Source organism: Pseudoroseomonas sp. WGS1072 (assembly GCF_049340465.1).
Classification (GTDB): domain Bacteria; phylum Pseudomonadota; class Alphaproteobacteria; order Acetobacterales; family Acetobacteraceae; genus Pseudoroseomonas.
Genome location: NZ_JBMPSU010000001.1, coordinates 196,522 through 222,917, shown reverse-complemented (window position 1 = coordinate 222,917; position 26,396 = coordinate 196,522). Strand labels below are relative to the sequence as shown.

Sequence of the window (26,396 nt, the reverse complement as noted above, 5' to 3'; positions counted from 1 at the left end):
AATCGCAGTCGTCAGACACATCGGATGATCGGCACCACCCGGCTCATGGTTCTCTCCCTGGTCAGTGGGTGCCGCCACACCATGGCCTTGGATAGGTCTGGGTGGACCAATGTGGTGTTTGCCGTCGCCTGCTTCGACAGGCTGGCCTTCCAGGGCTCGGTCTCAACCCTCGCCCTCGTCCCGGTGACGACGAACTTCTCCGGCCGACGACGGCCGAGTCAGGGTCAGGCGCTGGCGGCAATGATCCAAGAGGCTTTGGTCCAGGGCATCTCGACTTGCCTAGGTCGCCCCTCCGTGGAGGTTATGAGATTGCGGCGTGTTGCCCAGTGACCAGGCGGAACGCATTGCCCGACGTCGCTGGAATCGTGGGGCTAACCCGCCACGCCGCCCCCGCCGCACTGGCTTCGGCCTGCGCCACCAGGCTCGGCCAAAGAAACATCGCCCGCCGCGTCAGCTCCGCCAAGGGCAGCTTGCCCCAGGCCTTGCCCATCAGAAAAAGCATCACGCCCCCATCTCGCCAAGCGCCGCGCTGAATGACCGGCTCCAGCATGCTGCCATCGCGCGTCACGAGGACCGGACGCGCGTGCCGACCAAGCTTGACCAGCAAATCGGGATCCAGTGTTCCAGCCGGAATGCCGAGTTCCCGCAGGTCGATCAGATCTTCATGCGCCACAGCCCGTGCCTGCCGAAGCAGATGTAGAAGGCCGCCGGAGTTCTCGTCGAGAACGAACGTCAGGCGGCCTTGGGTGTCTGCCATTGCGCTTCCGCTGCCAGGGCATCCCGCACGCCTGCCTCCGCAATGCCGAACCAGCTTGCTACCCTGGCGATCGCCGCCTCGCTGCCGCCCTCTGCGGTCACCGCCTCGGCGATGACATCGGTCCTGACCCCACTGTCAGCCACGTGCGGTGCGCCGAAGGCACGATCCGGCCGGATCACCACCGCATGCTGCCGGCCCAGAGGGAACCACTGACTCGGCACATCACCGGTGAAGACCACGTCTTGAAAGAGTGACGGCTCAACGACCTCCCGGAACTGGTGCTGACCGGTCAGGGCGTTGACCATGAGTTGCTCGTCACCTCGCAGGTCTCCGCGCTTCGTCAACTCGATGAAAACAGACCGGCCGTCCGAGCGAAAGGCCCGAGAAACGAAGGGATTCTTGATCCCGTACCGGGTAACGGCTTCCTGAGCAGCCTTCTTGATCGTCGGCAAGCCCAAGCCCTTTTCGCGGAACGCACGCACAAGCCGCAGGGTCAGGAGCTGCTCGAAGGTCAGCCCGAGCTGCCCTTCCTTCCCCGCCGGCGCCAACTGCAGGACCGGCGCCCCCTGTCGCCTTTGGCCCTTCGGGCCATAGGCGTAGCCTCGCACCCACCGCCGCGCGGTGTTGGTGTCGAGACCGGCTAACCGTGCCGCATAGGCAACAGGGTAGATGACCATCGGGGCGGGGGCCATGCTCACGCGAGGAATCTGTCAGTCGGGCCGCCTTGGGGCAAGACCTGCCTTAGGACCCGCCGGCCACAGCCAGCACATGCGCCGCCCAGGTCTCGCTCGCCGCCCGGCGCTCCGCCAAGAAGTCATGCCGCTGGTAGACCGCAGCCACGCCCTGGATCCCGGTTGCCTCGACATGGTTCAGTAGCCGATCCGCCACATGCGGCGGCGTTCCCAGCCGCGCCAGGGCGGTGACACCTGTCCGCCGCAGGTCGTGCAGCCGCCAGGACAGCATGGCCGCTGGCGAGGTATTCTGGCCGCGCCGGGCGGCCTCCTGGGCGCGGGCCTTATGGATCAGCTCGTCCAGCCGGGCCTTCGCCTTGCTGATGCCGGAGACGGGCGTTTCACCGTTAGTCGTGAAAACCAGATCGGAGGGAGGGCTATCTTCGGCATAGCCCGCAGTCATCCGTCCGGTAAACGGACGCTTGCCAAGCCCGTGCGGCACATGAGGAAGGGCTGACAGGATAGCCCTGGCTGCCTCCGGCAGGTGCACCAGATGCGCCCGCCGGTTCTTCGCCCGGTCGGCCGGCACGGTCCAGGTCGAGAGGTCAGGCGACAGCTCGCTCCAGCGCATGCCCGCCACCTCGGTGCGCCGCTGCAGGGTCAGGATCAGGATCCGCATGTAGGGGCCAAAGGGCAGGCCGAGGCCCTCTGTGGCGAGCCACACCTGGCGCAGCTCGTCATCGCTCAACACGCGGTCGCGGGACACCTCGCGGCCCTCAGTGTGCACGTCGCCGAAGGGATTGGCCGGCACCAGGCGGCGCTTCATCGCCCAGTTGTAGAGAGCCCGGGCATAGGCTCGGGTGCGCCGGCCCATGGATTCGCCGCGGTCGGCCGTCACGGCGTCGATGCTCCGCTGCGCTTCCTCGTGATCGATGGACGAGGCGGCAAGCGGAAGCAGGGTCGCCAGGTTGACCCGCAGGGCCCGCACAGCCTCACGCCGATAGGCCGGCGCATTGTCCTTCAGCGCCATCTCGGCCCAGCGCTCGATCAGCACGCTGACCGTCAGGGAGGCTGCGGCCTTCTGCCGCTTCACCTGGGCCTCGGCGGCCACAGCGGCCGCCTGGCTGGCCTTACGCTCGCCAAGGGGGTCGCGGCCTTCCCGGACCTTCCCACGGGCCTCCTCAGCCTTCGCGCGCGCCTGGGACGGCGTGATCACCCCGTAATCGCCCAGCACCATCCGCTTCACCGCGCCGCCGGCTCGGTACTGCAGGATGAACACCTTCTTCCCGGACGCGGTCACCCGCAGCCCGAAGCCGGGAAGGGCGTCGTCGAAGACCAGGACGTCCTTCTTCTCAGGCGGGCAGGTGAGGGCATCGATCTCGCGTTTCCCAAGCTTCACCGGCCCTGCTCCCGGCTCGGATCCGCAGTCAGGAACACCGGCACACGACGCGGACTCATTGGTGTTCCAGCCCGATTTCCGGCCAAGAACCTGAAAAGACTATATAAATATATGTGTGGAACACTAGAACACATAGAACACCAGCTTTCTGTGTGTCCTGCCTCAGGCCATTCTTCCTGACGGCCCCCTGATTTCGGCTGGCGGACTCCTCGCGGACTCAGCAAAAAGTGGGCTATGGACGGTGTCATGTGGCTCATTGGCCCATGGTCCATCCACAACCCGCTGTTCCGCAACGATTCGGTGTAGGCTAGCGGGCTTCATGAGCCTGCTGGCGGCGTCGAAACGCCTTCTCTTAATCAGCGGGTCCTAGGTTCGAGCCCTAGTGCGCCCACCATTCCACCGGACCGCGATCCGGCCACCCCGTGAAAAGTTGATAGTCCGGCATGTGATCCAGGCCCGTCCCCGACGGGCCTTTTGGCGTTTCGACGTGGCCCGTCCGGGTCGCTGGCGGCTTTGCCTTCGTGGCGGGGCCCTGCCTATTTCTCGGACTTGGTCGGAGCGTCCTCGACGGGCCGCCGGAGCCAGTTGTTCATGTAGCTCGCGAAAGCCACGGTCCGGGGCTCGGCGTCGGCCGCCATGGTCTCCGGCGGCTTCCGGTTCGAATTGGCGGGGTCAGGAATCGGATCCATGGGATCGACATCCGGAACAATGACTTGCAGGACTATGCATAACTTCTGGTTAAAAGGCGAGTGAAAAAGCGGAACTCAACCTGGAATTGTATTTTGTCGTGTTGCGATATCTCCTGTCCCCTTTCCTCGTGATCGGCCTCCTGAACCCGTCTCCTGCCTGGTCGGACAGCGCGATGCGGCCGCAGGGCCGGATTCTCACGGTCGTTGCCGGGTCCTGTCCGTCATGGTCCGGTCCGTTCACCGCCGCCCCGCGTCAGGAGCCGGAACGGCCCCGCTGCCAGCAAGGACGGCAGGCTTTGGCCTTCGGCTGGTGGCTGATCGCTCTCGGGGTGGAGACGCTGAAATATGTCGTGGGCCTTCTGCTGATCATGCTGGGCTCCCTGTTCCTCGCCGTCGGGGGTGTGTTGAGCCTGCTGGAGATGCTGTTCTGCTGAGGCGCGCGGGGCGGCTGTCCACCGGGCCGAACCGATTATCCCTCGACTTGCCCACAGGGCTGTCCACGCAAACTGGGGATAACTCCGGTTTCCGGTCCTCCGCAGAGTCCGCCGCCGGAGAACCGAGGATTTTCAACGCTATGAAAGGTTTCAGCTGCGTTCCGCGGAGGTTGATGATAGGAACATAACAAGAACATTGCCGGGCCGGCGCAGGCATGGCAGATGCTGTCGGCGAGGAGGTGGCGATGGAGAACCTGGCGCGCTGGACGCTGGCCCAGGCCTTCGGCCTTCTGGGGACGCTGACGGTGATGTTCCGGGACCATTACCGAATGCCCGTGCCGTCCGCGGAGCTCGGGGACCTGCTGGTGCGCTATGGGTTGCAGGCCTCGGCCCTGGGCCTGACCCTGGCCTTCTGGCCGGTCTCGGACCTGGTGTTCCGGGCCTGCGCGCCGGAGCGTGCCTGGCAATGCGCCGGCGGGCTCAACCGCTGGCTCTGCGCGATGCTGCTGTTCTTTCTCTGCGGCCATGCGGCGGCGCTGGGGCTGGTCGCCATGTCGGACCCGCCGACCCTGGCCCGGGTGCTGGAGCCGAGCCTGTTCCACGCCTATGGCGCCGCCCTGGCGGCGACGGCGGTGATGTCGCTCGCCTATGTCGTCAGGCTGGAATTCGTCCTCGCCAGCGGCCATACTTCGCCGAAGCTGGACGGGGACGGCATGGTCGATGGGACCGCAGGATATCCTCGCCGCCGTGATCTGGGGCGCTAGTCTCCTTGGGATCGGCCTCGGTGGCTATGGGCTGGTCAGATACGGTCGGGGCCTTGTCCGCCTCGGCCGGGACCGCCGGGACCTTGCCTCCCGCGCCGCCCTGCGCCCCGCCCGGAGCCTGCCCTGCCATCTTCGCGACTGAGCGGGTTCCAGTCCTTCGGGACTGACCAAGCGGTCGATCCACTCTCCCGCCTTGTCAGGCCACACGCCGATGTCCCTGGCCCGTTGCTCCTGCGCGCCGCCTCGCCGGGACTCGGCGGCGGCGCGCCGGCGCCGTATCCCGGCCTCTCCCGCAGGAGGACGACCCGGCGGAACAGCGGGTGGTGCCGCGCCGGATGCCCCGCCCGGTAGCTCCGGCGCAATGGCCATTCATCTCTCAGGTGAGTTTCTGTGACATCAGAGCAACAGTGTGTCCATGAAGACAGGAGGGGGGTGGCCGAGGGCTTTTCTGCCCGGCCGCTTCGCTTACGCTTCCCGGCAGCCGAGGACCCCCAGACTTCACTTCGGCATGTCTCCGCCCCCGGAGGCATTCCGCGGCGGCCCGGACACCCCCGTCCAGGCCGCCGCCCCCCCCTTCGCCCATCTTCCCGAGGATTGATCTGGAGCAAGGCGGGCAGCGCAGCATCGCGGCAATGTAACGGGTGTCATCGCGGTGTTGCGTCTAAGCCGGGATGACGCCACCCGATGAGGGAAGATCCATGCTTCTGTCTTCGCCCGCCGAACCGACCTCCAACCGCAAGCTCGCCTTCCTGGCCCTGGCCCTCCTGGTCTATGGCGCCGTGCTGATGCTGCCGACGCCGGCCGGCCTCAACCCGGCTGGCCAGGTCGCGCTTGGGCTGCTGGCGCTGGTGATCATCCTCTGGGTCACCGAATGCGTCTCTCCGGCCGCCAGTGCCATCGTGCTGACCGGCATGGCCGTGCTGGGGCTGATGGGCAAGTCGCTCACCCCGGGGGGCGAGCCCATGACCTCCTCCTCCGCCCTGGCGGTGATGCTGACGGGCTTTTCCTCCTCCGCCGTGCTGCTGGTGGCGGGCGCGCTCTTCCTGGCCGTCGCGCTGAAGATCACCGGGCTGGACCGCCGCGTGGCGCTCCTGGTCATGAGCAAGGTCGGCATCTCGCCCGCGCGGCTGCTGATCGGCGCCATGCTGGTCGGCTTCGTGCTGGCGCTCTTCATCCCCTCGGCCACGGCGCGGGTCGGCGCGGTGATCCCGATCATGGTCGGCATCGTCACCGCCCTCGGCCTGCCGGTCACCAGCAGCCTCGGCGCCACGCTGATGATCGTCACGGCGCAGGTCTGCTCGGTCTTCAATATGGGCATCAAGACCGGCGCGGCGCAGAACCTGATCAGCCTGAGCTTCATGCAGGGCGCCTTCGGTGAGACCGTGACCTGGGGCGGCTGGTTCATCACCGCGCTGCCCTTCACCCTGAGCATGTGCGCGGTGCTCTTCTTCACCGCCCTGTTCCTGCTGCGCCCGCATGTGCCGGAAGCCGGCGAGGCCAATCGCCGCCTGCAGGAGGAGCTCGCCGGCCTCGGCCCGGTGACGCCGGCCGAGCGGCGGCTGATGCTGGTCGCCGTGATGCTGCTGATCCTCTGGTCCACCGAGGGCTGGCTGCACCCGCTCGACACCACGACGACGACCCAGCTCGGCATCGCCCTGCTGCTGATGCCGCGCATCGGCGTGATGAACTGGGCCCAGGCGGAGAAGCAGGTGCCCTGGGGGACGGTGGTGCTCTTCGCCGCCGGCATCTCGCTCGGCATCCTGCTCTCGCGCAGCGGCGCCGCCGCCTGGCTGGCCGGCGTCACCCTGGGGCAGCTCGGCCTGGCCGGCATGTCGGTGGTCATGGTGATCGTCGCGCTGTCGCTGTTCAGCATCATCCTGCATCTCGGCTTCGCCTCGGCCACCGGCCTCGCCAGCACGCTGATCCCGATCATGATCGCCTTCGCGCAGACCCTGCCCCTCCCGCAGCACACCATCTTCGGCATCGTGCTGATCCAGAGCTGGGTGGTGTCCTTCGGCTTCATCCTGCCGACCAACGCGCCGCAGAACATGCTCTGCTACGGCACCGGCGCCTTCAGCACGACGCAGTTCGCCAAGGTCGGGCTGGTGATGACGGCGGCGGGCGTGGCCTTGATCGCGCTGTTCTCGGCGACGATCTGGCCCTGGATGGGAGCGCTGTGACATGAACGGCAAGGTGGGCATCATCGGCGCCGGGCTGGTCGGCGCGGCGGCGGGCTATCTCCTGGCGCTGACGCCGGGCGTGGGCGAGATCGTGCTGGTCGACCTCGACCGCGCGCGGGCGCAATCCGAGGCCCAGGACATCGCCCATGCCGCGGCCTTCGGCGGCAGCGGCCATATCCGCGCCGGCGACTACGCCGATCTGGCGGGCGCCGACGTGGTGGTCATCACCGCCGGCACCAGCCTGAAGCCGGGGCAGACGCGGCTCGATCTGATGGCGGCCAATGTCCGCGTCGTCGCCGCCATCATCGAGCGGGTGCTGAAGGTGGCGCCGGAGACGGTGCTGCTCTTCGCCACCAACCCGGTCGATGTCATGCCGGCCATCGCGGTCCGGCGCTTCGGCGTGCCGCCAGGGCGGGCCATCGGCACCGGCTGCGCGCTGGATTCCGCCCGCTTCCGTGACCGGCTGGCGCAGCATCTCGGCGTCTCGCCCGGCTCGGTGCATGCCAATGTCCTCGGCGAGCACGGCGATTCCGAGGTGCTGCACTGGAGCGGCGCGCATGCCGGCGGCATGCCGCTCGAACGCTTCGCCGAAACCCTCGGCCAGCCGATCCCGCCGCCCCTGCGGCAGGTCATCTCGCAGGAGGTTCGCACCTCGGCCTATCGGATCAAGGAAGGCAAGGGCGTCTCCAATTTCGGCATCGGCGGCTGCATCGCCCGGCTCACCCGCGCCATCGTCGCCGATGAGCATGTGCTGTTCAGCGTCTCCACCTTCATGGACGAGGTGCTGGGCGTGCCCGAGACCTGCATCTCCCTGCCGCATGTGCTGGGTGCGCGCGGCGCCTCGCGCCCGCTGCTGCCGCCGCTCGACGAGGCCGAGACGGCGGCGCTGACGCACAGCGCCGGCGTGCTGCACGAGGCGATCCGGCAGGGGATGACCTAGGGGCTGGCCGGCCCGGCCTGATCGGGCCGGATCTGCCTGGAGCCTGGGCGCCCGGCCTGCCCGGCTGCCCCGCCCGTGGTCAGGCCCGGTCCGGGGGGCGCCGGATGGCGGCAGATAGGCCCTGCCGCCGCCACGGCTTTTGCGGAAAGCTGGCCGGATGTCCGACTCCTCCCCGCGCCGCGCTCGCATCGAGGGCGAGGCTGGCGCCGTGTCCGCCGCGCCGCCCCGCCCCCCGCTCTGGCTCCTGGTGCTGATCACCACCTCCGGCACCGTCGGTATCCATATCTTCGTCCCGGCCCTGCCGCAGGCGGCGGCGGAGTTCGGCGTCAGCACCGGCGCCATGCAGCTGACCATCAGCCTCTACATCCTGGGGCTGGCGCTGGGGCAGCTCGCCTATGGCCCGGTCTCGGACGCGCTGGGGCGCCGGCCGGTGCTGCTGGCCGGGCTCGCGCTCTACAGCCTGGCCGGGCTGGCCGCCGCCCTGGCGCCGGAGGTGCGCTTCCTGATCGGCGCCCGGTTGCTGCAGGCGCTGGGCGGCTGCGCCGGGCTGGCGCTCGGCCGCGCCATGGTCCGCGACACCGCGGAGCCGCGCGAGGCCGCCTCGCGGCTCGCCATGCTCAACCTGGCCGTCTCGGTGGGGCCGGGCATCGCGCCGCTGCTCGGCACGGCGCTGTCCGAGACCCTCGGCTGGCGCAGCATCTTCGTCACGCTCTGCGTCGTCGGCGCCCTGACCACCGGCCTCGCCTGGTGGCGCCTGCCGGAGACGGGGCGGCAGGTGAGGGGCAGGGGGGTCGCCGCCCTGGCGCGGGACTACCGGCAGCTCATCGGCTCGCCGGCCTTCCTGGGCTTCGCCATCGGCGGGGGCTGCGCCACCACGAGCTGGTATGCCTATCTGGCGGCCATGCCCTTCATCCTGGTGCAGCAGCTCGGCCGGCCGGTGCATGAGGTCGGCCTGGTCTATGTGGTGCTGGTGGCCGGCACGGCGCTCGGCAATATCCTGGCCAACCGGCTGGTGGCGCCGGTCGGGCTGGCGCGGCTGCTGCGCCTCGGCAGCCTGATCGGCGTCGGCGGCGCGCTGCTCTTCCTCGGCGCCGTGCTGCTGGACCGGCTGAACCTCGCCATCGCCGTGGGCGGGCCGCTGATCTTCGCCATCGGCGTCGGCCTGGCCAGCCCGCTGGCCCTGACCAAGGCGGTCAGCGTCAACCCGAAGGTGATCGGCTCGGCCGCCGGCCTCTATGGCTTCAGCCAGATGGCGGTGGGCGCGCTGTGCGCCGCCCTGGCCGGCATCGGCGGCGACCCGGCGCTGGCCGCCGCCGTGGTGCTGGCCGCCGCCGCGCTGATCGGGCAGGCTGCCTTCCGGCTCGCCCTGCGGCGGGAGGCCGGCTGAGCGGAGCGAATTGAGGAGGGGAACACAGGATGGATCTCGGGCTGCGGGGCCGACGCGCCCTGATCACGGGCGGGTCGCGCGGCATCGGCCGGGCGACGGCCGAGGTGCTGGCGGCGGAGGGTTGCGACCTGCATCTGGTGGCGCGGGACGCCGCCGCGCTGGAGGCGGCCGCCACGGCGATCCGCGCCCGTTACCAGGTGGCGGTGACGGTGACGCCCGCCGACCTCTCGCGGGAGCCCGAGGCGCGGCGGATCGCCGAGGCCGCCGGGCCGGTCGATATCCTGGTGAACAATGCCGGCGCCATCCCGCCGGGCACGCTGCAGGCGGTGGACGACGCCACCTGGCGCGGCGCCTGGGACCTCAAGGTGTTCGGCTTCATCACCCTGACGCGGGCGCTCTATCCGGCGATGGCGGCGCGCGGGGGCGGGGTGGTCGTCAATGTCATCGGCGCCGCCGGCGAGCGCTTCCCGCCGGGCTATATCGCCGGAGCCACGGGCAATGCGGCGCTGATGGCCTTCACCCGCGCGCTCGGCAAGGCGGCACCGAAGGACGGGATGCGCGTGGTCGGCATCAATCCCGGCCCGGTGGCGACCGAGCGGCAGGAGATGCTGGCCCGGCACCGGGCGCAGACCGAGCTGGGCGACGCGGAGCGCTGGCGCGAATTCCAGGCCGCCATGCCCTTCGGCCGGGCGGCGAAGCCGGAGGAGATCGGCCAGGCCGTCGCCTTCCTGGCCAGCCCCTGCTCGGGCTACACGACCGGCACCATCCTGACCATCGACGGCGGCGGCGGGTAGCCGGCCGCCTCACTCCAGCCGGAACGCATCGGCGATCCGCCGCATCCGCCCGGCCGCATCCACCAGCACGAGGTCGAAGCGCACTCCCGCCGCGCCGTAGCCGGGATGCGCCGCCAGCCAGGCCTCCGCCCCCGCCAGCAGCCGGGCCTGCTGCGCCGGGGCGAGGGTCAGCGCCGCCTCCGAGAGCCGGGCGCGCCGCTTCACCTCGATGAAGGCCAGCAGCCCCTCGCGCTCGGCGATCAGGTCGATCTCGCCGGCCGGACCGCCGCGCCCGGCGCGCTGGCGGCGCGCCAGCACCCGCCAGCCCTCCGCCTCCAGCCGGGCGGCGACACGGGCCTCGGCCTCGCGGCCACGCGCCTCCGCGGCACTGCGGGTCTCCTCGGGCATGGCGGCGCTCCTGGTCACCTTCCGGGGCCTCCGATGAAATTGCACGGCCCCGGCTGTGGCGCCGCCGGTTCTGCCCTACATCGGAAGCCATGCGAAGAGATGCCGGCCGCCAGGCCCCCTCGCGGCGCCGCCCGCTGCGCCTGATCCTCCGGCGGGGCCTCTGGGCCGGATCAGCCGTGCTGGTCCTGGCCGGGGCGGCGGTGGCGGGGCTGCTCTGGGCCAGCCTGCCGCCGCGCCAGGGGCGCTTGGTCCTGGCCGGGCTGGCGGCGCCGGTGGAGGTGGTCGAGGATTCGCACGGCATCCCGCGCATCACCGCCGCGAGCGAGCGTGACGCCGCCCTGGCGCTGGGCTGGCTGCATGCGCGTGACCGGATGTTCCAGATGGAGCTGATGCGGCGCAACGCCGCCGGCCGGCTCTCCGAGATCGCCGGCCCGGCCGCGCTGCGCGCCGATCGCTTCAGCCGCACCCTCGGCCTGCGCCAGCGCGCCGAGGCGGATGTCCTGGCGCTCTCGCCCGAGGGGCGCGACATGCTGGAGGCCTATGCCGAGGGGGTGAATGCCTGGATCGGCGAGCGCGGCCGGCTGGCGGCGCCGGAGTTCCTGCCGCTCGGCGCGCCCGAGCCCTGGCGGCCGGCGGATTCGCTGCTCTGGGCCAAGACCATGGGCCTGTGGCTGTCGAACAACTGGCGCACCGAGCTGGACCGGGCGCGGCTGGCGGCGCTGCTGCCGCCGGAGCGGCTGGCCGAGCTCTGGCCGGCGGATGAAAGCCCCGGCCGCGCCGATCTCGCCGGCTTGGCGCGGGACCTGCCGCCGGCGGCGCGCCTCGCGCGCCTGGCCGCCGCCCTGCCGCGCTTCCCGCTCGACGCCCCGCTGCCCTCCACGGCCTCGAACGCCTGGGCGCTCTCCGCCGCCCGCTCGGTGACGGGGGCGCCGCTGCTCGCCTCCGACCCGCATCTCGGCTTCCAGGCGCCGATCCTGTGGTATCTGGCGCGGATCGAGCTGCCCGGCGGCCGCTTCCGCGCCGGCGCCACCGCGCCTGGCATCCCGCTGATGCCGATCGGCCGCAACGAGGCCCTGGCCTGGGGCTTCACCACCACCCATTCCGACACCCAGGACCTGTTCGTCGAGCGCCTGGCCGGGCCGGCGGGCTACGAGACGCCGGAAGGGCCGCGGCCCTTCACGATCCGCGAGGAGGTGATCCGCGTCCGCGGCCGGGAGCCGGAGGTGCTGCGGGTGCGCGAGACCCGGCACGGGCCCGTGGTGAGCGACCTGGATGGCGCGGGGGGCGAGGGGGCGGAGGTGGGGACGGTGCTCGCCGTCAGCATGGCCAATCTGGCGCCGCAGGACCGCGCGGCGGATGGCCTGCTGGCGCTGAACCGGGCCACCTCGCTCGCGGCGGCACGGGCGGCGGCGGCGCTGATCTCCTCGCCGCCGCAGAACCTGATGGTGGCCTCGGCGCGGGAGGGGATCGCCCTCTATCTCACGGGCCGGACGCCGGTCCGCCGCGCCGGGGATGGCGGCCTGCCGGCGCCCGGCTGGGACGGCAGCCATGACTGGCTCGGCTTCGTCCCCTTCGACGACCTGCCGCATCGCGAGAACCCGCCCGGGGGCGCGCTGGCCAATGCCAACAACCGCATCCAGCCCGAGGGCGCCGGGCCCTATCTCGGCCGCGACTGGTATGGCGACTGGCGCTTCCGCCGCATCGGCGAGCTGCTGGCGCAGCGCGAGCGCCACGCGCCCGGCGACCTGGCGGTGATGCAGCGGGACGCGGTCAGCCTCTTCGCCCGCGAGATGCTGCCGCTGCTGCGGGCCCTGCCGCGCCCCGAGGGACCGGCCGGGGCGGCGCGCGACCTGCTGCTGGGCTGGGAGGGGGAGATGGCGCCGGACCGGCCGCAGCCGCTGATCTTCAACGCCTGGTGGCCACGGGCGGCGCGGCTGGCGCTGGCGCATGGCGGCGTGCCCGAGGGCGGCTGGCCGCCGACGGCGGAGTTCCTGCGCTTCGTGCTGCATCCGGACGGGCGCGGGGCGCATTGGTGCCGCCCAGCGAAGGCCGGAGCCGGGGCCGGGGCGGGGGCCACCGAGGCCGCGCCGCCCTTCGCCGAGGGCGGCGCCTGCGCCGCGCTGGCCGCCACGGCCCTGCGCGAGGCGGTGGCGGATCTCGCCCGCCGCTTCGGCCCCGAGCCCGCCGCCTGGCGCTGGGGCGCGGCGCACCAGGCCCGGCTGGAGCATCCCCTGCTGCGCTTCCTGCCTGTGCTGGGCCCCTGGAGCGGCATCGTCCTGCCCACCGCCGGCGACGACCACACCATCAGCCGCGGCGGCATGCGCGGCGACTTCGCCCATGTGCAGGGGGCCGGGCTGCGCGCCGTCTTCGACCTCGGCGACCCGGAGGGAGCCATGGCCGTCATCGCCACCGGTCAGTCGGGCCATCCGCTCTCGCCGCACTGGGCCGATCAGGCGCCGCTCTGGGCGGGGGGCGGCGGGGCGGAGGGGCGGCCGCTGCTGCCACTGGGGACCGCCCCGCGCCAGTCGGGGGGCAGGCTTTCCCTGGTTCCTGGGGAATGAGGCGTATCTGTCGTTGCGTCCGGCGTCGGGGCCGGGGAAACTGCCGGAAACATGCTCCACCGCTCCGCCCGCCGACCGCAGTTCTTCTATACGACCGCGCCGCTGCCCTGCCCTTACCTGGCCGGGCGGATGGAGCGGAAGATCGTGACCGAGCTGACCGGCCCGGACGCGGAACCCCTGCACGACCGCCTCTCCCGCGCCGGCTTCCGCCGCAGCCACAACATCGCCTATTCGCCGGTCTGCCACGGCTGCCAGGCCTGCATCCCGATCCGCATCGACGCCGCCGCCTTCGCGCCCGACCGGACCCAGCGCCGGGTGCTGCGCGCCAATGAGGGGCTGGAGGGCCGCTCCACCCCGGCCCGGGCCACGGCGGAGCAGTTCGCCCTGTTCCAGCGCTATCAGCGGGCGCGCCACCAGGATGGCGACATGGCGGCGATGGGCTTCTACGACTACCGCGCCATGGTCGAGGACACGCCGATCTCGAGCGGCGTGGTCGAGTTCCGCGACGCCAGCGGCGCGCTGCTCGCCTGCTGCCTGACCGACTGGCTCAGCGACGGCCTCTCCGCGGTCTATTCCTTCTACGAGCCGGAGCTGGAGAAGCGCTCCTTCGGCACCTTCGTCGTGCTCTGGCTGGTGGGCCGCGCGGTGGAGCTGGGCCTGCCCTATGTCTATCTCGGCTACTGGGTGCCGCAGAGCCGCAAGATGGCCTACAAGTCCCGCTTCCGGCCCAGCGAGATCCTGAGCGGAGGGGCCTGGCGCCGGCTCGAGGAGGCCGATATCGCGCTCGGCGCGCCCGCCGCCGGGGAGCGCGAGGCCGGCGCCGCGGCGCGCCTCACCCCGCTGGGCGGCTGAGGCGCCGCTCCACCGGACAATTCCACCGGGCCTTCCCCTCCACCGGGCCTTCCCCCGCCGCGCGCCACGCCCAATATGCCGGGCAGGGATGACGGGAGACCGCGCATGGACCAGATCACCTATCCAGTGACCCTCAGCGAGGAGGAATGGCGCCGTCGCCTGACCCCCGAGCAGTACCGCGTGATGCGGGGGCATGGCACCGAGCGGCCCGGCAGCTGCGCCCTGCTGCACGAGAAGCGCCCCGGCACCTTCCTCTGCGCCGGCTGCGGCCAGCCGCTTTTCGCCTCGGGCGGCAAGTTCGAGAGCGGCACCGGCTGGCCGAGCTTCGGCGCGCCGGTCGAGGGCTCCGTCGGCACCACCACGGACCGCAGCCACGGCATGATCCGCACCGAGGTGCATTGCGCCCGCTGCGGCAGCCATCTCGGGCATGTCTTTCCCGACGGGCCGCCGCCCACGCACCAGCGCTACTGCATCAACGGGGTGGCGATGGATTTCCGGCCCGACTGACGGCGCGCCGCCCCGCGGGAAGGGGCGGTGCCCCCTCCCGGGTGCGGGCCTCACCCCTTCTTCACGTCCCAGAACAGCGGCGCCGGCCCCTTGGTGATGCCGGAGACGTTGCTGCGCCAGGCCTGGTAGGCCATGAACTGCCCGAGGGGCGCGAAGACGACATCCTCCACGGCGGCGGCGTTGATCCTGTCGATGGCGGCCTGCTCGGCGGCGGGGGTGGCGGCGGCGTACCATTCGGCGATGCCCGCCTCCGTGGCCGGGCTTTCGGGCCAGCCGAACCAGGCCTTCTCGCCATTGCCCCGGATCGCCGAATAGCCCACAGGCGAGGCGCAGTCGGCGCCCGAATGCCAGGTGTGGAACATGTTCCAGCCGCCCTGGCCCGGCGGCGTCCTCTGCGCCCGCCGCCCGACCACCGTGCCCCAGTCGGTGGCGACGAAGTCGAGGGTCATGCCGAGGCGCTTCAGCAGGTCGGCCGTGACGTCGCCCATCGCCTTGTGCGGCGCCAGGTCCTGGCTGACCATGCAGGTGACGGGCTGCCCGGCATACCCGCTCTGCTCCAGCAGGCGCTTCGCCGCGTCGAGGTCCGGCCGGCGCTTCAGGATCTCGCCGCCGGCCTCGCTGTAATGCGGGGTGCCGGGGGCGAAGAAGCCCGCCATCGGCTTCCAGAGGGAATCGTCGCTGCCGACGATGGCCCGCATGTAATCCTCCTGGCTCATCGCCATCAGGATGGCGCGGCGGGCGCGCACGTCGTTGAAGGGCGGGTGCAGGTGGTTCATGCGGAAGGCGCCGACATTGCCGAGCGGATCGGCGATATCGACCGCGATGTTGCGGTTGCGCCGCATCACGGGGATCAGGTCGGCCAGCGGTGTCTCCAGCCAGTCCACCTCGCCGCTCTGCAGGGCGCCGGCGGCCGTCGCGGCATCCGGGATGATCACCCATTCGACCCGTTCCACGGCGACGCGCTTGCCGCCGGCCAGCCAGGAGGCCGGCTCATCGCGCGACACGTAGCCGTCGAAGCGCTGGAAGACGGCGCGGGCGCCGGGCAGCCATTCGTCGCGCAGGAAGCGCATCGGGCCGGAGCCGACATACTCGGTGATCTGCTGGAACGGATCGGTCCGCGCGATCCGCTCCGGCATGACGAAGGCGCAGGGCGCGTTGTTCTTGCCGAGCGCCAGCAGCATCTTCGGGTAGGGCTGCTTCAGCACCCAGCGGAAGGTGCGGTCGTCGACCGCGACCAGCTCCTGCTGGAGGGCGCGGATCATCAGCCCCATGCCGTCCCGCGCCGACCAGCGCGCGAGGCTGGCGACGGCGTCCTTCGCCAGCACCGGCTCGCCGTCGTGGAACCTGAGGCCCGGGCGCAGGCGGAAGGTCCAGGTCAGGCCATCGGCCGAGACCTCCTCCGCCTCGACCATCTGCCGCTGCGGCCGCATCGCGGAATCGACGCCATAGAGCGTGTCCCAGACCAGCATGCCGGCATTCCGCACCACGTACTGGGTGCCCCAGATCGGGTCGAAATTGGCCAGGTCGGCATGTGGCACGAAGCGCAGCGGGGCGGCGGCCTGCGCCAGGGCGGGGGCGGCGAGGCCGGTCATGGCCAGGGGAGCGGCCAAGGGGAGGGCCAGGCTGGCCTGCAGGAACTGTCTGCGTCGCACGGAAGCGGATCTCCTCAGAGGGGCCGGTCGTACCGGGCCTTTGCCATCCCGCCGGCGCCACGGCCGCCGCCCTCTGCCGGGGCGGCTTCGCCGATGGGCCGGATCTCGCGGGCAGTGTGCGGCCTCGTGCGGCGTGGCGGCAAGGCGCCGTGGGATGGCGTTTCTCCCCTTGTGGGCGACAGGGGGCTTCGCTACGCTCCCCGCATGATCACGCGCATCCAACCTGCAAGCTGGTGGTGGCCCCTTTCATAAGGCGGCCGTGTGATCTCGAACCTTTTCATGGCCGCCTCGGGGTACCGGGCGGCCATCTTCATATCCTGACAGCCGATGCGCACCGGACCCGAGGCAGCCCAGCCCGGAGCGACCGATGCAGACGCGTTACCAGACCCAGGGCGGTCTCACCATCCAGCGCCAGACCCTGGATCTCGCCAGGGAAGGGGCCGGCGGCCCTCCCGTCGGGCAGGTCCTGGCCGAGCTCGCCGGCCGGCTGGACCGGCAACGCGGCGTTCTGCTCTCATCCTCCTTCGAGTTCCCCGGCCGCTACACCCGCTGGGACCTGGGCTTCGCCGATCCGCCGCTGATGATCGCGGCCCGGGGGCGGGAGATGGTGCTGCGCGGGCTGAACGAGCGGGGCCGGCGGCTGCTCGGCGTCATCGCCCCGGCGCTGCGCGGCCTGCCGGCGCTGGCCGCGATGCGGCGGGAGGCGGATAGCCTGCATCTTTCCCTGCGCGAGCCGGAGGCGCAGTTCGCCGAGGAGGAGCGCTCCCGCCAGCCTTCCGTCTTCTCCGTGCTGCGGGCGCTGCGCGATCTCTTCGGCAGCGCGGAGGACCCGCATCTCGGCCTCTACGGCGCCTTCGGCTATGACCTGGTCTTCCAGTTCGAGCCGATGCCGCTGCGCCTGCCGCGCGACGCCGGCCAGCGTGACCTGGTGCTCTACCTGCCGGACGAGATCCTGGTGGTGGACCATATGCGCGGCACCGCCCGGCTGCACCGCTACGACTTCCTGCTCGATGGCGGCTCCACCGAGGCGCTGCCGCGCGCGACGCCGGCCGACCCCCACCGGCCCGGCGGGCAGGCCACCCCGCCAGAGAGCGACTTCGCGCCCGGGGAATACGCCGCCATGGTGGAGCGCGCGCAGCGGGCCTTCGCGCGCGGCGACCTCTTCGAGGTGGTGCTGGGCCAGACCTTCTCGGCCCGCTGCGACGAGGCGCCGAGCGTGCTCTTCGAGCGGCTGCGGCGGGTCAATCCCTCGCCCTATGGCGCGCTGATGAACCTGGGCGAGGGCGAGTTCCTGGTCGCCGCCAGCCCGGAGATGTTCGTCCGCGTCGAGGAGGGACGCATCGAGACCTGCCCGATCAGCGGCACCATCCGGCGCGGCGCCGACGCGCTGGAGGACGCGGCGAACATCCGCGCCCTGCTCAATTCCGAGAAGGAGGAGAGCGAGCTCACCATGTGCACCGACGTGGACCGCAACGACAAGTCGCGCGTCTGCGTCCCCGGCACGGTGAAGGTCATCGGCCGGCGGCAGATCGAGATGTACTCGCGGCTGATCCACACGGTGGACCATGTCGAGGGCCGGCTGCTGCCGGAGATGGACGCGCTGGACGGCTTCCTCTCCCATGCCTGGGCGGTGACGGTGACCGGCGCGCCGAAGCGCTGGGCGATCCGGCATGTCGAGGCGGAGGAGCGCTCGGCGCGGCGCTGGTACGGCGGCGCCATCGGCCGCATGACCTTCGACGGCAACATGAACACCGGCCTGACGCTGCGCACGATCCGGCTGCGGGACGGCATCGCCGAGGTGCGCGCCGGCGCCACCCTGCTGCATGACAGCGACCCGGCGGCGGAGGAGGCGGAATGCCGGCTCAAGGCCAGCGCCATGCTGGCCACACTGCGCGGCGAGGCGGCGGTGGCGGCCACGCCCGCCGCGCCGCGCCCGGCCATGGGGGCGCGGGTGCTGCTGGTCGATCACGAGGACAGCTTCGTGCATACCCTGGCCGGCTACCTGCGGGCCGCGGGTGCCTCGGTCCGCACACTGCGGCCAGGGATGGCGCGCCAGGCGCTGCGGGAGGGGGAGGCGCCGGACCTCGTGCTGCTCTCGCCGGGGCCGGGCCGGCCGGCGGACTTCGCCATGTCGGACACGCTCGACCTCCTCATCCGGCGCGGCCTGCCGGGCTTCGGCGTCTGTCTCGGCCTGCAGGGCATGGTGGAGCATTTCGGCGGTACGCTGGACCTGCTGTCCCGCCCGATGCACGGCAAGCCCTCCCGCATCCGCAACCTCGGCGGGCGGCTGCTGGCGGGGCTGCCCGGGACCTTCACCGTCGGGCGCTACCACTCCCTGCACGCCCGGCGCCTCGACCTGCCGGCGGAGCTGGTGGCGACGGCGGAGACGGAGGATGGCGTGGTCATGGCGATCGAGCACCGGCGCCTGCCGCTCTCGGCGGTGCAGTTCCACCCCGAGTCGCTGATGACCGACCCGGCGCGGATCGGCATGCCGCTGATCGCTGCGGCCCTGCGGCAGCCGGCGGCGGTGGCGTAGGGGCGCGTTGGCGCCCGGAGTCGGGAGGAGGGAGGGGGTCGCGCCCCCTCCCGCGGAAAGGGTCGGAAGGAGCGGACTTTCACGATCGCGCCAAGCGTGCCCCGGCCATGGGGTTTATAGTTGATATCAACCTAAAATCGCGGCAGGAAGCGTGGGTCAACGGGAGGAGGAAACCCAGGCATGGCTTATGTGGAAGGCTTCGTGGTCACCGTTCCCACCGGCAGCAGGGAGGCCTATGCGCGCCACGCCGCCGAGGCCGCGGCGCTGTTCCGTGGCTTCGGGGCCACCCGCTGCGTCGAGGCCTGGGGTGACGATGTGCCGAGGGGCAAGCTGAACGACTTCTGGGGCGCGGTGCAGGCGACGCCGGAGGAGACGGTGGTCTTCTCCTGGGTCGAGTACCCCGATCGCGCCACGCGCGACGCGGCGAATGCGCGCTTCCGCACCGACCCGGCGATGCAGGCCCTGGGCGCGGCCATGCCCTTCGATGGCAGGCGGCTGATCCATGGCGGCTTCGCCCCGCTGATGGACGAGGGCGGTGGCACCGGCGGCTATGTCGATGGCTTCGTCCTGCCGGTCCCGCAGGGGCGCAAGGCGGATTACGTCGCGATGGCGCGCGGGATCCTGCCGGTCTTCCGGGAGCTCGGCGCGCTGCGCGTGGTCGAGGCCTGGGGCGATGACGTGCCGGAGGGTCAGCGCACCGATTTCCGCCGCGCCGTCCATGCGACGGAGGAGGAGGCGGTGGTCTTCGCCTGGATCGAGTATCGCGACCGCGCGGCGCGCGACGCCGCCGTCCAGGCGATGATGACGGATGAGCGGATGAAGGAACCGCCCAAGGACATGCCCTTCGATGGCAAGCGCATGATCATGGGCGGCTTCAGCGTGCTGCTCGACGCCTGACGCGGCCGGCGCGCGGCCGGGGCTTCCCCTTTCCGCCCGCGCGCCGAAGAATGCGCCCCACCCACCGGCGAGGAGCGCAGGACCATGCCCGACTGGAATGCCGCCGCGGCGGAGGCCGCCGCCCTCGCCGGCGCCTGGTCGGAGGCACGGGGGCCGGGCGGGGCCATCCTGCTCTTCGACACGGCCGGCATCCGCCATGCCGCGGCCGGCGGCTTCGCCAGCCTGGAGCACGGCCTTCCCTTCACCCCCGACACGCCGAACCGCCTGGCCTCGATCAGCAAGCACTTCCTGGCCGCCACGCTGCTGCTGGAGGAGATCCCGCTGGAGGCGCCCCTGGGCACGCTGCTGGACGGGCTGCCGCCGGCGGTGGCGGCGGTCCCGCTGGAGCGCGCGCTCGACATGACCGGCGGCCTGCCGGACATGATGGAGCTGCTCTGGCAGCAGGGCGTGCCCTTCACCGCCAGCCTGACGGCGGAGGAGGTGTTCTCGGTCGCCCGCCGCATCCCCGCCCTCAATGCCGCGCCCGGCACCGAGATGGCCTATTCCAACACCGGCTGGCGGCTGGCGCAGCGCATCCTGCCGGAGCGGCGCGCCGTCAGCTATCCCGAGGCGCTGCGCCGCCGGCTCTTCGCACCGCTGGACCTGCCCTTCGCCTTCCCCGAGGATGAGAGCGTGCCCGTGCCGGGCCTCGCCACCGGCTACTGGTGGGATGGGGCCGGCTGGCGGCGCGGGCGCTATGGCCTGCACTTCTCCGCCTCCGGCGGCCTGGCCGGCAGCGCCACGGCGCTGGCCCGCTGGGCGGCTGCGCTGATGGCCGGGCGGGGGCCGCTGGCCGGGATCCTGGAGCGGCTGGCGGCGCCGCGCCGCTTCGCCGATGGCAGCGAGAGCGTCTATCACCTGGGACTGGTCCGCAGCGCGCTGGGCCGGGTGGCGCTGGTGGGGCATGGCGGCTCGCTGCCGGGGTATCGCAACCATGTCCTGATGGCGCCCGAGCTGGGTCTCGGCGTGGTGGTGCTGACCAACCGGGAGGAGGAGGCGCTCTGGCCGGCGCTGCGCGTCATGGCCGCCCTGACCGGCGAGCCGCTGCCCGCGGCACCCCTGGCGGTGCCGCCCGGCCTCTTCGCCGCCGCCGAAGGTCCCTTCTGGGCCGAGCTGGCGGCGGATTCGATCAGCGTCATGGGCGGCTTCGAGCGGCTGGTGGCGGCGCCGGGCGGCGAATGGCGCAGCCTTCCGGCCTATCTCGACATCCGCCTGCGCGCCGAGGGGCCGGATGCGCTGGCCGGCATGGTGGGCGGGGTGGCGCGGCGCCTGCTGCGCGTGCCGGAGGGGCTGGCGCCCGATCCGGCCCTGGCGGGCGAATGGACCGATCCCGTCCTCGGCACGGGGCTGCGCGTCACGCCGGAGGGCGAGGCCCGCTTCGACTGGGCCGGGGGCATCGGCGCGCGCTGCCGGCTGACACCCCTGCCGGGCGGCCGCGCCCTGGCCGACCTGTCGCACGGACCCTGGCGGCACCGCCCCTGCCTGTGGCTGCAGCCCGATGGCAGCCTGCGGCTTGCCAGCCACCGGGCACGGGTCTTGCATCTTCACCGCAGATCCTGATTCGGAGAGCCTCCTTGACCCATTCCCGCCGCGCGGCCCTGCTCGCCCTGCCGCTGCTTCCCGCCCTGATGCTGGCCGGGGCGCCCGGCGCCGCGGCGCAGCCCGCGCCGAAGAGCGTGCTGCGCGTCGCGCCACATGCCGACCTGAAGTCGCTCGACCCTGTGCATGGCTCGATCCTGATCACCCGCATGCACGGGCTGATGATCTACGAGACGCTCTTCGCCTGGGATTCGAAGCTGCAGCCGCAGCCGATGATGGTGCAGGATTACAGCGTCTCGGACGACAAGCTGGTCTGGACCTTCCGCCTGCGCGAGGGGCTGAAGTTCCACGATGGCCAGCCGGTGACGACGAAGGATGTCATCGCCTCGCTGAAGCGCTGGATGGCGCGCGACACGGTCGGCGTGAAGCTTGCCGAATACACCGCCGCGCTGGAGGCGGTGGACGGGCGCAGCTTCACCCTGCGGCTGAAGACGGCGACGGGCATGGTGCCCTTCGCGCTGGGCTCCGGCGTCGGCCAGATCCCGGTCATCATGCGCGAGAGCGATGCCCTGACCGACCCGATGAAGCCGGTGACGGAGACCGTCGGCAGCGGCCCGTTCCGCTTCAACCGGGGCGAGTGGCAGAGCGGCGCCCGTGTCGTCTATGACCGCAACCCCGACTACGTGCCGCGGGCCGAGCCGCCGGACGGGCTGGCCGGGGGCCGGGTGGTGAAGCTCGACCGCGTCGAATGGGTGATCATGCCCGATGCGGCGACGGCGGCGGCGGCGATCCAGACCGGGGAGATCGACCTCTGGGAACAGCCGAGCCAGGACCTGGTGCCGGTGCTGGCCCGGAGCCGCGACGTGAAGGTCGAGACCTATTCCAGCCTGCCCGGCCAGGCGATGCTGCGCCCCAACCACCTGCACCCGCCCTTCAACGACCCGCGCGCGCGGCTGGCGCTCGCCTATGCCACCGACCAGGCCGACTTCCTGACCGCCGGCTTCGGTGACGAGAAGTGGTGGAGGCGCTGCGACTCCTACTTCGTCTGCGGCAGCCCGAACGGCACCGAGGCCGGCGCGGCGGGCTATGCGAAGCCCGATCTGGCGACCGCCCGCCGCCTGCTGGCCGAGAGCGGCTACAAGGGCGAGCGGGTGGTGCTGACCTCGACCTACGACATCGCGCCGATCGGCCGCATGGCCGAGGTGGCGGCGGAATCGCTGCGCAAGGCCGGGCTGAATGTCGACCTGCAGTTCTCCGACTGGGGCACGGTGACGACCCGGCAGCAGAACCGCGGCACGCTCGACCAGGGCGGCTGGAACCTCTTCGTCACCTTCGCCTCCGGCGCCACCATGCAGTCGCCGATCACCAATATCGGCACCAACATGGCCTGTGAGCGCGCCTGGGCCGGCTGGCCCTGCGATGCCGAGGCGGAGCGGCTGCGCAACGGCGTGGTCGAGGCGGTGGACGCCGCCTCGCAGAAGGCGGCGACCGAGGCGCTGCACCGGCGGCTGGCCGAGGTGCAGCCCTACCGGGTGCTCGGCCAGTACGACCAGCCCTATGCCCGGCGGAGCAATGTCTCGGGCGTGCTGACGGCGCCGATCCTGGTCTTCTGGAACATCGAGAAGAAGTAGCCGGCGCGGGCCGGTGGCGGAGGGGAGGGCGGTTCCGCTTGACCCCCCGCCGCCGATCAACTACATCGCCCCGGCCCGGGCCTGTGCCCGGTCATCATGGTCGGACGCCTCCCGGAGAGGCCCGGCTCCGTCGCTCCGCGAAGGCTCGCGCAGCGGCGCGTTTTGTTTTGGGCGCTCGGCAGGGCGCCGGCAGTGAGGGCGGATGTTCGAGGCGCTTTCGGGCAAGCTGAACGGGGTGTTCGACCGGCTGCGCCGCCGTGGCGCGCTGACCGAAGCCGACGTGGCCGAGGCCTCGCGCGAGGTGCGCATCGCCCTGCTGGAGGCCGATGTCGCGCTGCCGGTGGTCAAGGACATCGTCGCCAAGGTGCGCGAGCGCGCCGTCGGCGCCGATGTCATCCGCTCCGTCTCGCCGGCCCAGCAGGTCATCAAGATCGTCAACGACTGCCTGGTCGAGGCGCTCGGCGGCGGCGAGGGGGTGGAGCATGTCCCCGGCCTCAGCCTGGCCGCGGCGAGCCCGGTGCCGATCCTGATGATCGGCCTGCAGGGCTCGGGCAAGACCACCACCTCGGGCAAGATCGCGCTGCGGCTGCGCACGCGCGACAAGAAGAAGGTGCTGCTGGCCAGCCTCGACGTGCACCGCCCGGCGGCGCAGCTGCAGCTGGAGACGCTGGCGCGGCAGGCCGGCGTCACCTCGCTGCCGATCGTGCAGGGCCAGACCCCGCTGCAGATCGCCGAGCGCGCCATGAAGGTGGCGCGCGGCGAGCTTTACGACGTCGTCATCCTCGACACCGCCGGCCGCCTCTCGATCGACGAGGCGCTGATGGCGGAGGTGGCCGAGGTCAAGGCCGCGGTGCGGCCGCATGAGAGCCTGCTGGTCGTCGATGCCATGACCGGCCAGGACGCGGTGCAGACGGCGCGCGCCTTCAACGAGCGCGTCGGCCTCACCGGCATCGTCATGACCCGGATCGACGGCGATGCGCGCGGTGGTGCCGCGCTGTCCATGCGGGCCGTGACCGGCGCGCCGATCAAGCTGCTCGGCGCCGGCGAGAAGCTGGACGCGCTGGAGGATTTCCACCCCGACCGCATCGCCAGCCGCATCCTGGGCATGGGCGACATCGTCTCCCTGGTCGAGCGCGCCGCCGAGACGATCGACAAGGCCGAGGCGGAGAAGCTCGCCGCCAAGATGCAGAAGGGTCAGTTCGACCTGGAGGACTATGCGGCGCAGCTGAAGCAGATCGGCAAGATGGGCTCGCTGTCCGGCATCCTCGGCATGCTGCCGGGCATCGGCAAGCTGAAGGGCCAGATCGACGAGGCCAAGCTCGACAACAGCATCCTGAAGCGCCAGGCGGCGATCATCGGCAGCATGACGCCGAAGGAGCGCCGCAGCCCGGAGATCCTGAAGGCCTCCCGCAAGCGGCGCATCGCCGCCGGCTCCGGCACCTCGGTGCAGGAGGTCAACCGGCTGCTCAAGCAGTTCGACGACATGTCCGCGATGATGAAGCGGATGAACAAGCTCGGCCAGAAGGGCCTGATGCGCGGCGGTCTCGGCGCGCTCCTTCCTGGCATGGGGGGCGGCAAGCGCCCCTTCTGAACCACCGACGACACCCACTACGGAGCCAAAGATCATGGGCCTGAAGATCCGCCTCGCGCGCGCCGGCGCCAAGAAGCGCCCCTACTACCACATCGTGGTGGCCGACAGCCGCTCCCCGCGCGACGGCCGCTTCATCGAGAAGGTGGGCAGCTACAACCCGATGCTGCCCTCCGACCACGCCGAGCGCGTGCGCCTGTTCGACGAGCGCATCAAGCACTGGCTGAGCAACGGCGCGGTGGCGACCGACCGCGTGGCGAAGTTCCTCGGCCGCGCCGAGCTGGCGCCGATGCCGGTCTTCCGCGAGCAGCCGAAGCAGGCCGCGCCGAAGAAGAAGGCGCAGGAGCGCGCCGCCGCGGCCGCCGCGGGCTGAAGTCCGGGCGGCTGATCGTCACGCGCCATGGGCAGCAAGCGTATCCTGGTGGGGGAGATCGGACGGCCGCACGGTGTGCGGGGCCTTGTCCGTGTCCAGTCCTTCACCGCCGACCCGGCGGCCATCGCCGCTTACGGCCCGCTCTCCGACGAGAGCGGCGGGACGCGCTTCGTGCTGCACTGGCTGAGTGGCGGTCTGGCGCGCATCGAGGGCGTCGCCGACCGCGAGGCCGCGGCGAAGCTGACCGGCACCCGGCTCTATCTGGCGCGCGACCTGCTGCCGCCACCGGAGGAGGAGGAGTTCTACCTCGCCGACTTGATCGGCCTCGACGTCCGCGATGCGGAGGGTCGGGCGCTCGGCCAGGTGCGGGCGGTGGAGGATTACGGTGCCGGCGCCTTCCTGACCGTCGCCGCGGATCAGGGGCGGGAGCTGCTGCTGCCCTTCACCCGGGCCGCCGTGCCGGTGGTGGATCTGGCCGGGGGCTTCCTCGTCGCCGCGCCGCCCGAGGCGGTGATGGCGGCGCCGGAAGCCGAGGCCGGCGCGCCGCCGGAGCCGCTGCAGTCGCTGCCGCGCCGGCAGGACGCGCCGCGGCGCAGCGGGCCGCGCGGCGTGCGGGGGGGCGGCGCGTGAGCTGGCACGCCACCGCGCTCACCCTCTTCCCGGAGATGTTTCCGGGCACGCTCGGCCATTCCCTGGCCGGCCGCGCCCTGCGGGAGGGTCTCTGGCGCCTGGACACGCTGCAGATCCGCGACTTCGCCACCGACCGCCACCGCAGCGTGGACGACACGCCCTGCGGCGGCGGCGCCGGGATGGTGATGCGGCCGGACGTGGTCGATGCCGCCTGCGCCGCCGCCCTGGCGGAAGGGCCGGCCCGCCCGCTGATCTACCTGACCCCGCGCGGGCGCCTGCTCGATCAGGCGCTGGTGCGGGAGCTGGCGGCGGGGCCGGGCCTGGTCCTGGTCTGCGGCCGCTACGAGGGCCTGGACCAGCGGGTGATCGAGGCGCGCGGCCTGCGCGAGGTCTCGGTGGGCGACTTCGTGCTCTCGGGCGGCGAGCCGGCGGCGCTGGTCCTGCTCGATGCCTGCGTGCGGCTGCTGCCGGGCGTGATGGGCGGGGCGGAGAGCGCCACCGAGGAAAGCTTCGCCGAGGCCGCGGCGCCGCTGCTCGAATACCCGCACTACACCCGCCCGGTGGAGTGGCAGGGGCGGCGGGTGCCGGAGGTGCTGCTGTCCGGCCACCACGCGGCGGTGGCGCGATGGCGGCGGGAGCAGGCGGAGGCGGCGACGCGCGAACGGCGGCCCGACTTATGGGCCCGGCGGGGCGGCCCGCATGGCCGGCTTGTTGAGACACAGGATTGAACGGGCGGCCCGCGCCGCCTAAACGGATTGACGAGAGGATTTTTGCCATGAACCTGCTGCAGCAGTTCGACACGGAACAGAAGGAGCGCCTGCTCTCTGCCCGTGCCGTGCCCGAGTTCGCCGCCGGCGACACCGTCCGCGTGATGGTGAAGGTGGTCGAGGGCGAGCGCACCCGCACCCAGGCCTATGAGGGCGTGGTGATCGCCCGTTCCAACAAGGGCCTGCACAGCAACTTCACGGTGCGTAAGCTTTCCTACGGCGAGGGTGTCGAGCGCGTCTTCCCGCTCTACAGCCCGAACGTGGCCGAGATCGCCGTGCTGCGCCGCGGCAAGGTGCGCCGCGCCAAGCTGTATTACCTGCGTGGCCGGACCGGCAAGTCCGCCCGCATCGCCGAGAAGGCCGCTCCGCGCGCCAAGGAGTGAGCCCCTTGCCTCCGCCATCGGGGATCGCAACCTGATGGC

At 71.8% G+C, this 26,396-nt stretch carries 24 protein-coding genes; 18 read left to right on the top strand and 6 right to left on the bottom strand.

What is annotated here, in order from left to right; genetic code table 11:
* Positions 1-301: 301 nt before the first annotated feature.
* The 4 genes from ACF3NH_RS01050 to ACF3NH_RS01035 form a co-directional block, all read right to left on the bottom strand.
* Positions 302-757, bottom strand: coding sequence for a PIN-like domain-containing protein (locus ACF3NH_RS01050; protein ID WP_422921553.1), 456 nt, complete (start codon positions 755-757; stop codon positions 302-304).
* Positions 733-1,455 carry a hypothetical protein gene (locus ACF3NH_RS01045; protein ID WP_422921552.1) on the bottom strand — a complete coding sequence of 241 codons (723 nt, stop codon included), beginning with the start codon at positions 1,453-1,455 and terminating at the stop codon, positions 733-735. Before ACF3NH_RS01045 ends, ACF3NH_RS01050 begins: the two co-directional genes overlap by 25 nt.
* A gap of 43 nt (positions 1,456-1,498) precedes the next feature.
* Positions 1,499-2,827, bottom strand: a complete 1,329-nt coding sequence (locus ACF3NH_RS01040) for a tyrosine-type recombinase/integrase (RefSeq protein WP_422921551.1) — start codon at positions 2,825-2,827, stop codon at positions 1,499-1,501.
* A gap of 536 nt (positions 2,828-3,363) precedes the next feature.
* Positions 3,364-3,516 carry a hypothetical protein gene (locus ACF3NH_RS01035; RefSeq protein WP_422921550.1) on the bottom strand — a complete coding sequence of 51 codons (153 nt, stop codon included), beginning with the start codon at positions 3,514-3,516 and terminating at the stop codon, positions 3,364-3,366.
* A 296-nt stretch (positions 3,517-3,812) separates the two neighbouring features.
* Between ACF3NH_RS01035 and ACF3NH_RS01030 the strand changes: the two genes are divergently transcribed.
* From ACF3NH_RS01030 to ACF3NH_RS01005, 6 genes are all read left to right on the top strand, one after another.
* Positions 3,813-3,950 (top strand): hypothetical protein, encoded by a 138-nt coding sequence (locus tag ACF3NH_RS01030; protein ID WP_422921549.1) that lies wholly within the window; start codon positions 3,813-3,815, stop codon positions 3,948-3,950.
* Between the two features lie 215 nt (positions 3,951-4,165).
* Positions 4,166-4,714: a hypothetical protein gene (locus ACF3NH_RS01025; protein WP_198364359.1), complete on the top strand. Its 549-nt coding sequence runs from the start codon at positions 4,166-4,168 to the stop codon at positions 4,712-4,714.
* Positions 4,715-5,412: 698 nt separating this feature from the next.
* A complete protein-coding gene (locus tag ACF3NH_RS01020) occupies positions 5,413-6,894 on the top strand; it encodes a DASS family sodium-coupled anion symporter (protein WP_198364360.1) in 1,482 nt (493 codons plus the stop codon).
* 1 nt (position 6,895) lies between these two features.
* Positions 6,896-7,834: a lactate/malate family dehydrogenase gene (locus tag ACF3NH_RS01015; protein ID WP_198364361.1), complete on the top strand. Its 939-nt coding sequence runs from the start codon at positions 6,896-6,898 to the stop codon at positions 7,832-7,834.
* Positions 7,835-7,991: 157 nt separating this feature from the next.
* Positions 7,992-9,221, top strand: coding sequence for a multidrug effflux MFS transporter (locus ACF3NH_RS01010; protein ID WP_198364362.1), 1,230 nt, complete (start codon positions 7,992-7,994; stop codon positions 9,219-9,221).
* Positions 9,222-9,250: 29 nt separating this feature from the next.
* Positions 9,251-10,015: a short-chain dehydrogenase/reductase gene (locus tag ACF3NH_RS01005; protein ID WP_422921548.1), complete on the top strand. Its 765-nt coding sequence runs from the start codon at positions 9,251-9,253 to the stop codon at positions 10,013-10,015.
* A gap of 9 nt (positions 10,016-10,024) precedes the next feature.
* Here ACF3NH_RS01005 and ACF3NH_RS01000 read toward each other — a convergent pair whose 3' ends face one another.
* Positions 10,025-10,402: a YraN family protein gene (locus ACF3NH_RS01000; protein WP_422921546.1), complete on the bottom strand. Its 378-nt coding sequence runs from the start codon at positions 10,400-10,402 to the stop codon at positions 10,025-10,027.
* Positions 10,403-10,491: 89 nt separating this feature from the next.
* Here ACF3NH_RS01000 and ACF3NH_RS00995 point away from each other — a divergent pair, with 89 nt between their 5' ends.
* The 3 genes from ACF3NH_RS00995 (at position 10,492) to msrB (ending at position 14,322) form a co-directional block, all read left to right on the top strand.
* Complete coding sequence (locus ACF3NH_RS00995; protein ID WP_422921545.1) at positions 10,492-12,963, top strand: penicillin acylase family protein; 2,472 nt, start codon at positions 10,492-10,494, stop codon at positions 12,961-12,963.
* 51 nt (positions 12,964-13,014) lie between these two features.
* The gene (locus ACF3NH_RS00990; protein WP_422921544.1) at positions 13,015-13,815 is read left to right on the top strand and encodes an arginyltransferase; all 801 of its coding nucleotides are present in this window, start codon (positions 13,015-13,017) and stop codon (positions 13,813-13,815) included.
* 105 nt (positions 13,816-13,920) lie between these two features.
* A complete protein-coding gene (msrB, locus tag ACF3NH_RS00985; RefSeq protein WP_198364367.1) occupies positions 13,921-14,322 on the top strand; it encodes a peptide-methionine (R)-S-oxide reductase MsrB in 402 nt (133 codons plus the stop codon).
* 50 nt (positions 14,323-14,372) lie between these two features.
* On the opposite strand, the gene ACF3NH_RS00980 is transcribed toward msrB, so the two are convergent.
* A complete protein-coding gene (locus ACF3NH_RS00980; RefSeq protein ID WP_422924696.1) occupies positions 14,373-15,914 on the bottom strand; it encodes an ABC transporter substrate-binding protein in 1,542 nt (513 codons plus the stop codon).
* A 427-nt stretch (positions 15,915-16,341) separates the two neighbouring features.
* Here ACF3NH_RS00980 and ACF3NH_RS00975 point away from each other — a divergent pair, with 427 nt between their 5' ends.
* The 9 genes from ACF3NH_RS00975 to rplS all read left to right on the top strand — a co-directional run bounded on the left by ACF3NH_RS00975 (position 16,342) and on the right by rplS (position 26,357).
* Positions 16,342-18,510 carry an anthranilate synthase component I gene (locus tag ACF3NH_RS00975; protein WP_422921543.1) on the top strand — a complete coding sequence of 723 codons (2,169 nt, stop codon included), beginning with the start codon at positions 16,342-16,344 and terminating at the stop codon, positions 18,508-18,510.
* A gap of 180 nt (positions 18,511-18,690) precedes the next feature.
* Positions 18,691-19,407, top strand: a complete 717-nt coding sequence (locus ACF3NH_RS00970; RefSeq protein WP_422921542.1) for a DUF1428 domain-containing protein — start codon at positions 18,691-18,693, stop codon at positions 19,405-19,407.
* A gap of 84 nt (positions 19,408-19,491) precedes the next feature.
* Entirely contained in the window at positions 19,492-21,006 is a 1,515-nt protein-coding gene (locus tag ACF3NH_RS00965) for a serine hydrolase domain-containing protein (protein WP_422921541.1), read from the top strand.
* Positions 21,007-21,020: 14 nt separating this feature from the next.
* Entirely contained in the window at positions 21,021-22,616 is a 1,596-nt protein-coding gene (locus tag ACF3NH_RS00960) for an ABC transporter substrate-binding protein (protein WP_232476780.1), read from the top strand.
* A 202-nt stretch (positions 22,617-22,818) separates the two neighbouring features.
* Positions 22,819-24,207 (top strand): signal recognition particle protein, encoded by a 1,389-nt coding sequence (ffh, locus tag ACF3NH_RS00955; RefSeq protein ID WP_422921540.1) that lies wholly within the window; start codon positions 22,819-22,821, stop codon positions 24,205-24,207.
* A 34-nt stretch (positions 24,208-24,241) separates the two neighbouring features.
* Entirely contained in the window at positions 24,242-24,577 is a 336-nt protein-coding gene (rpsP, locus tag ACF3NH_RS00950) for a 30S ribosomal protein S16 (RefSeq protein WP_198364371.1), read from the top strand.
* A 27-nt stretch (positions 24,578-24,604) separates the two neighbouring features.
* Positions 24,605-25,207, top strand: coding sequence for a ribosome maturation factor RimM (rimM, locus tag ACF3NH_RS00945; RefSeq protein ID WP_198364372.1), 603 nt, complete (start codon positions 24,605-24,607; stop codon positions 25,205-25,207).
* Positions 25,204-25,935 carry a tRNA (guanosine(37)-N1)-methyltransferase TrmD gene (trmD, locus tag ACF3NH_RS00940; RefSeq protein WP_422921538.1) on the top strand — a complete coding sequence of 244 codons (732 nt, stop codon included), beginning with the start codon at positions 25,204-25,206 and terminating at the stop codon, positions 25,933-25,935. The genes rimM and trmD overlap by 4 nt, the downstream gene beginning before the upstream one ends.
* 47 nt (positions 25,936-25,982) lie before the next feature.
* The gene (gene rplS, locus ACF3NH_RS00935) at positions 25,983-26,357 is read left to right on the top strand and encodes a 50S ribosomal protein L19 (protein WP_198364374.1); all 375 of its coding nucleotides are present in this window, start codon (positions 25,983-25,985) and stop codon (positions 26,355-26,357) included.
* Positions 26,358-26,396 lie beyond the last annotated feature (39 nt).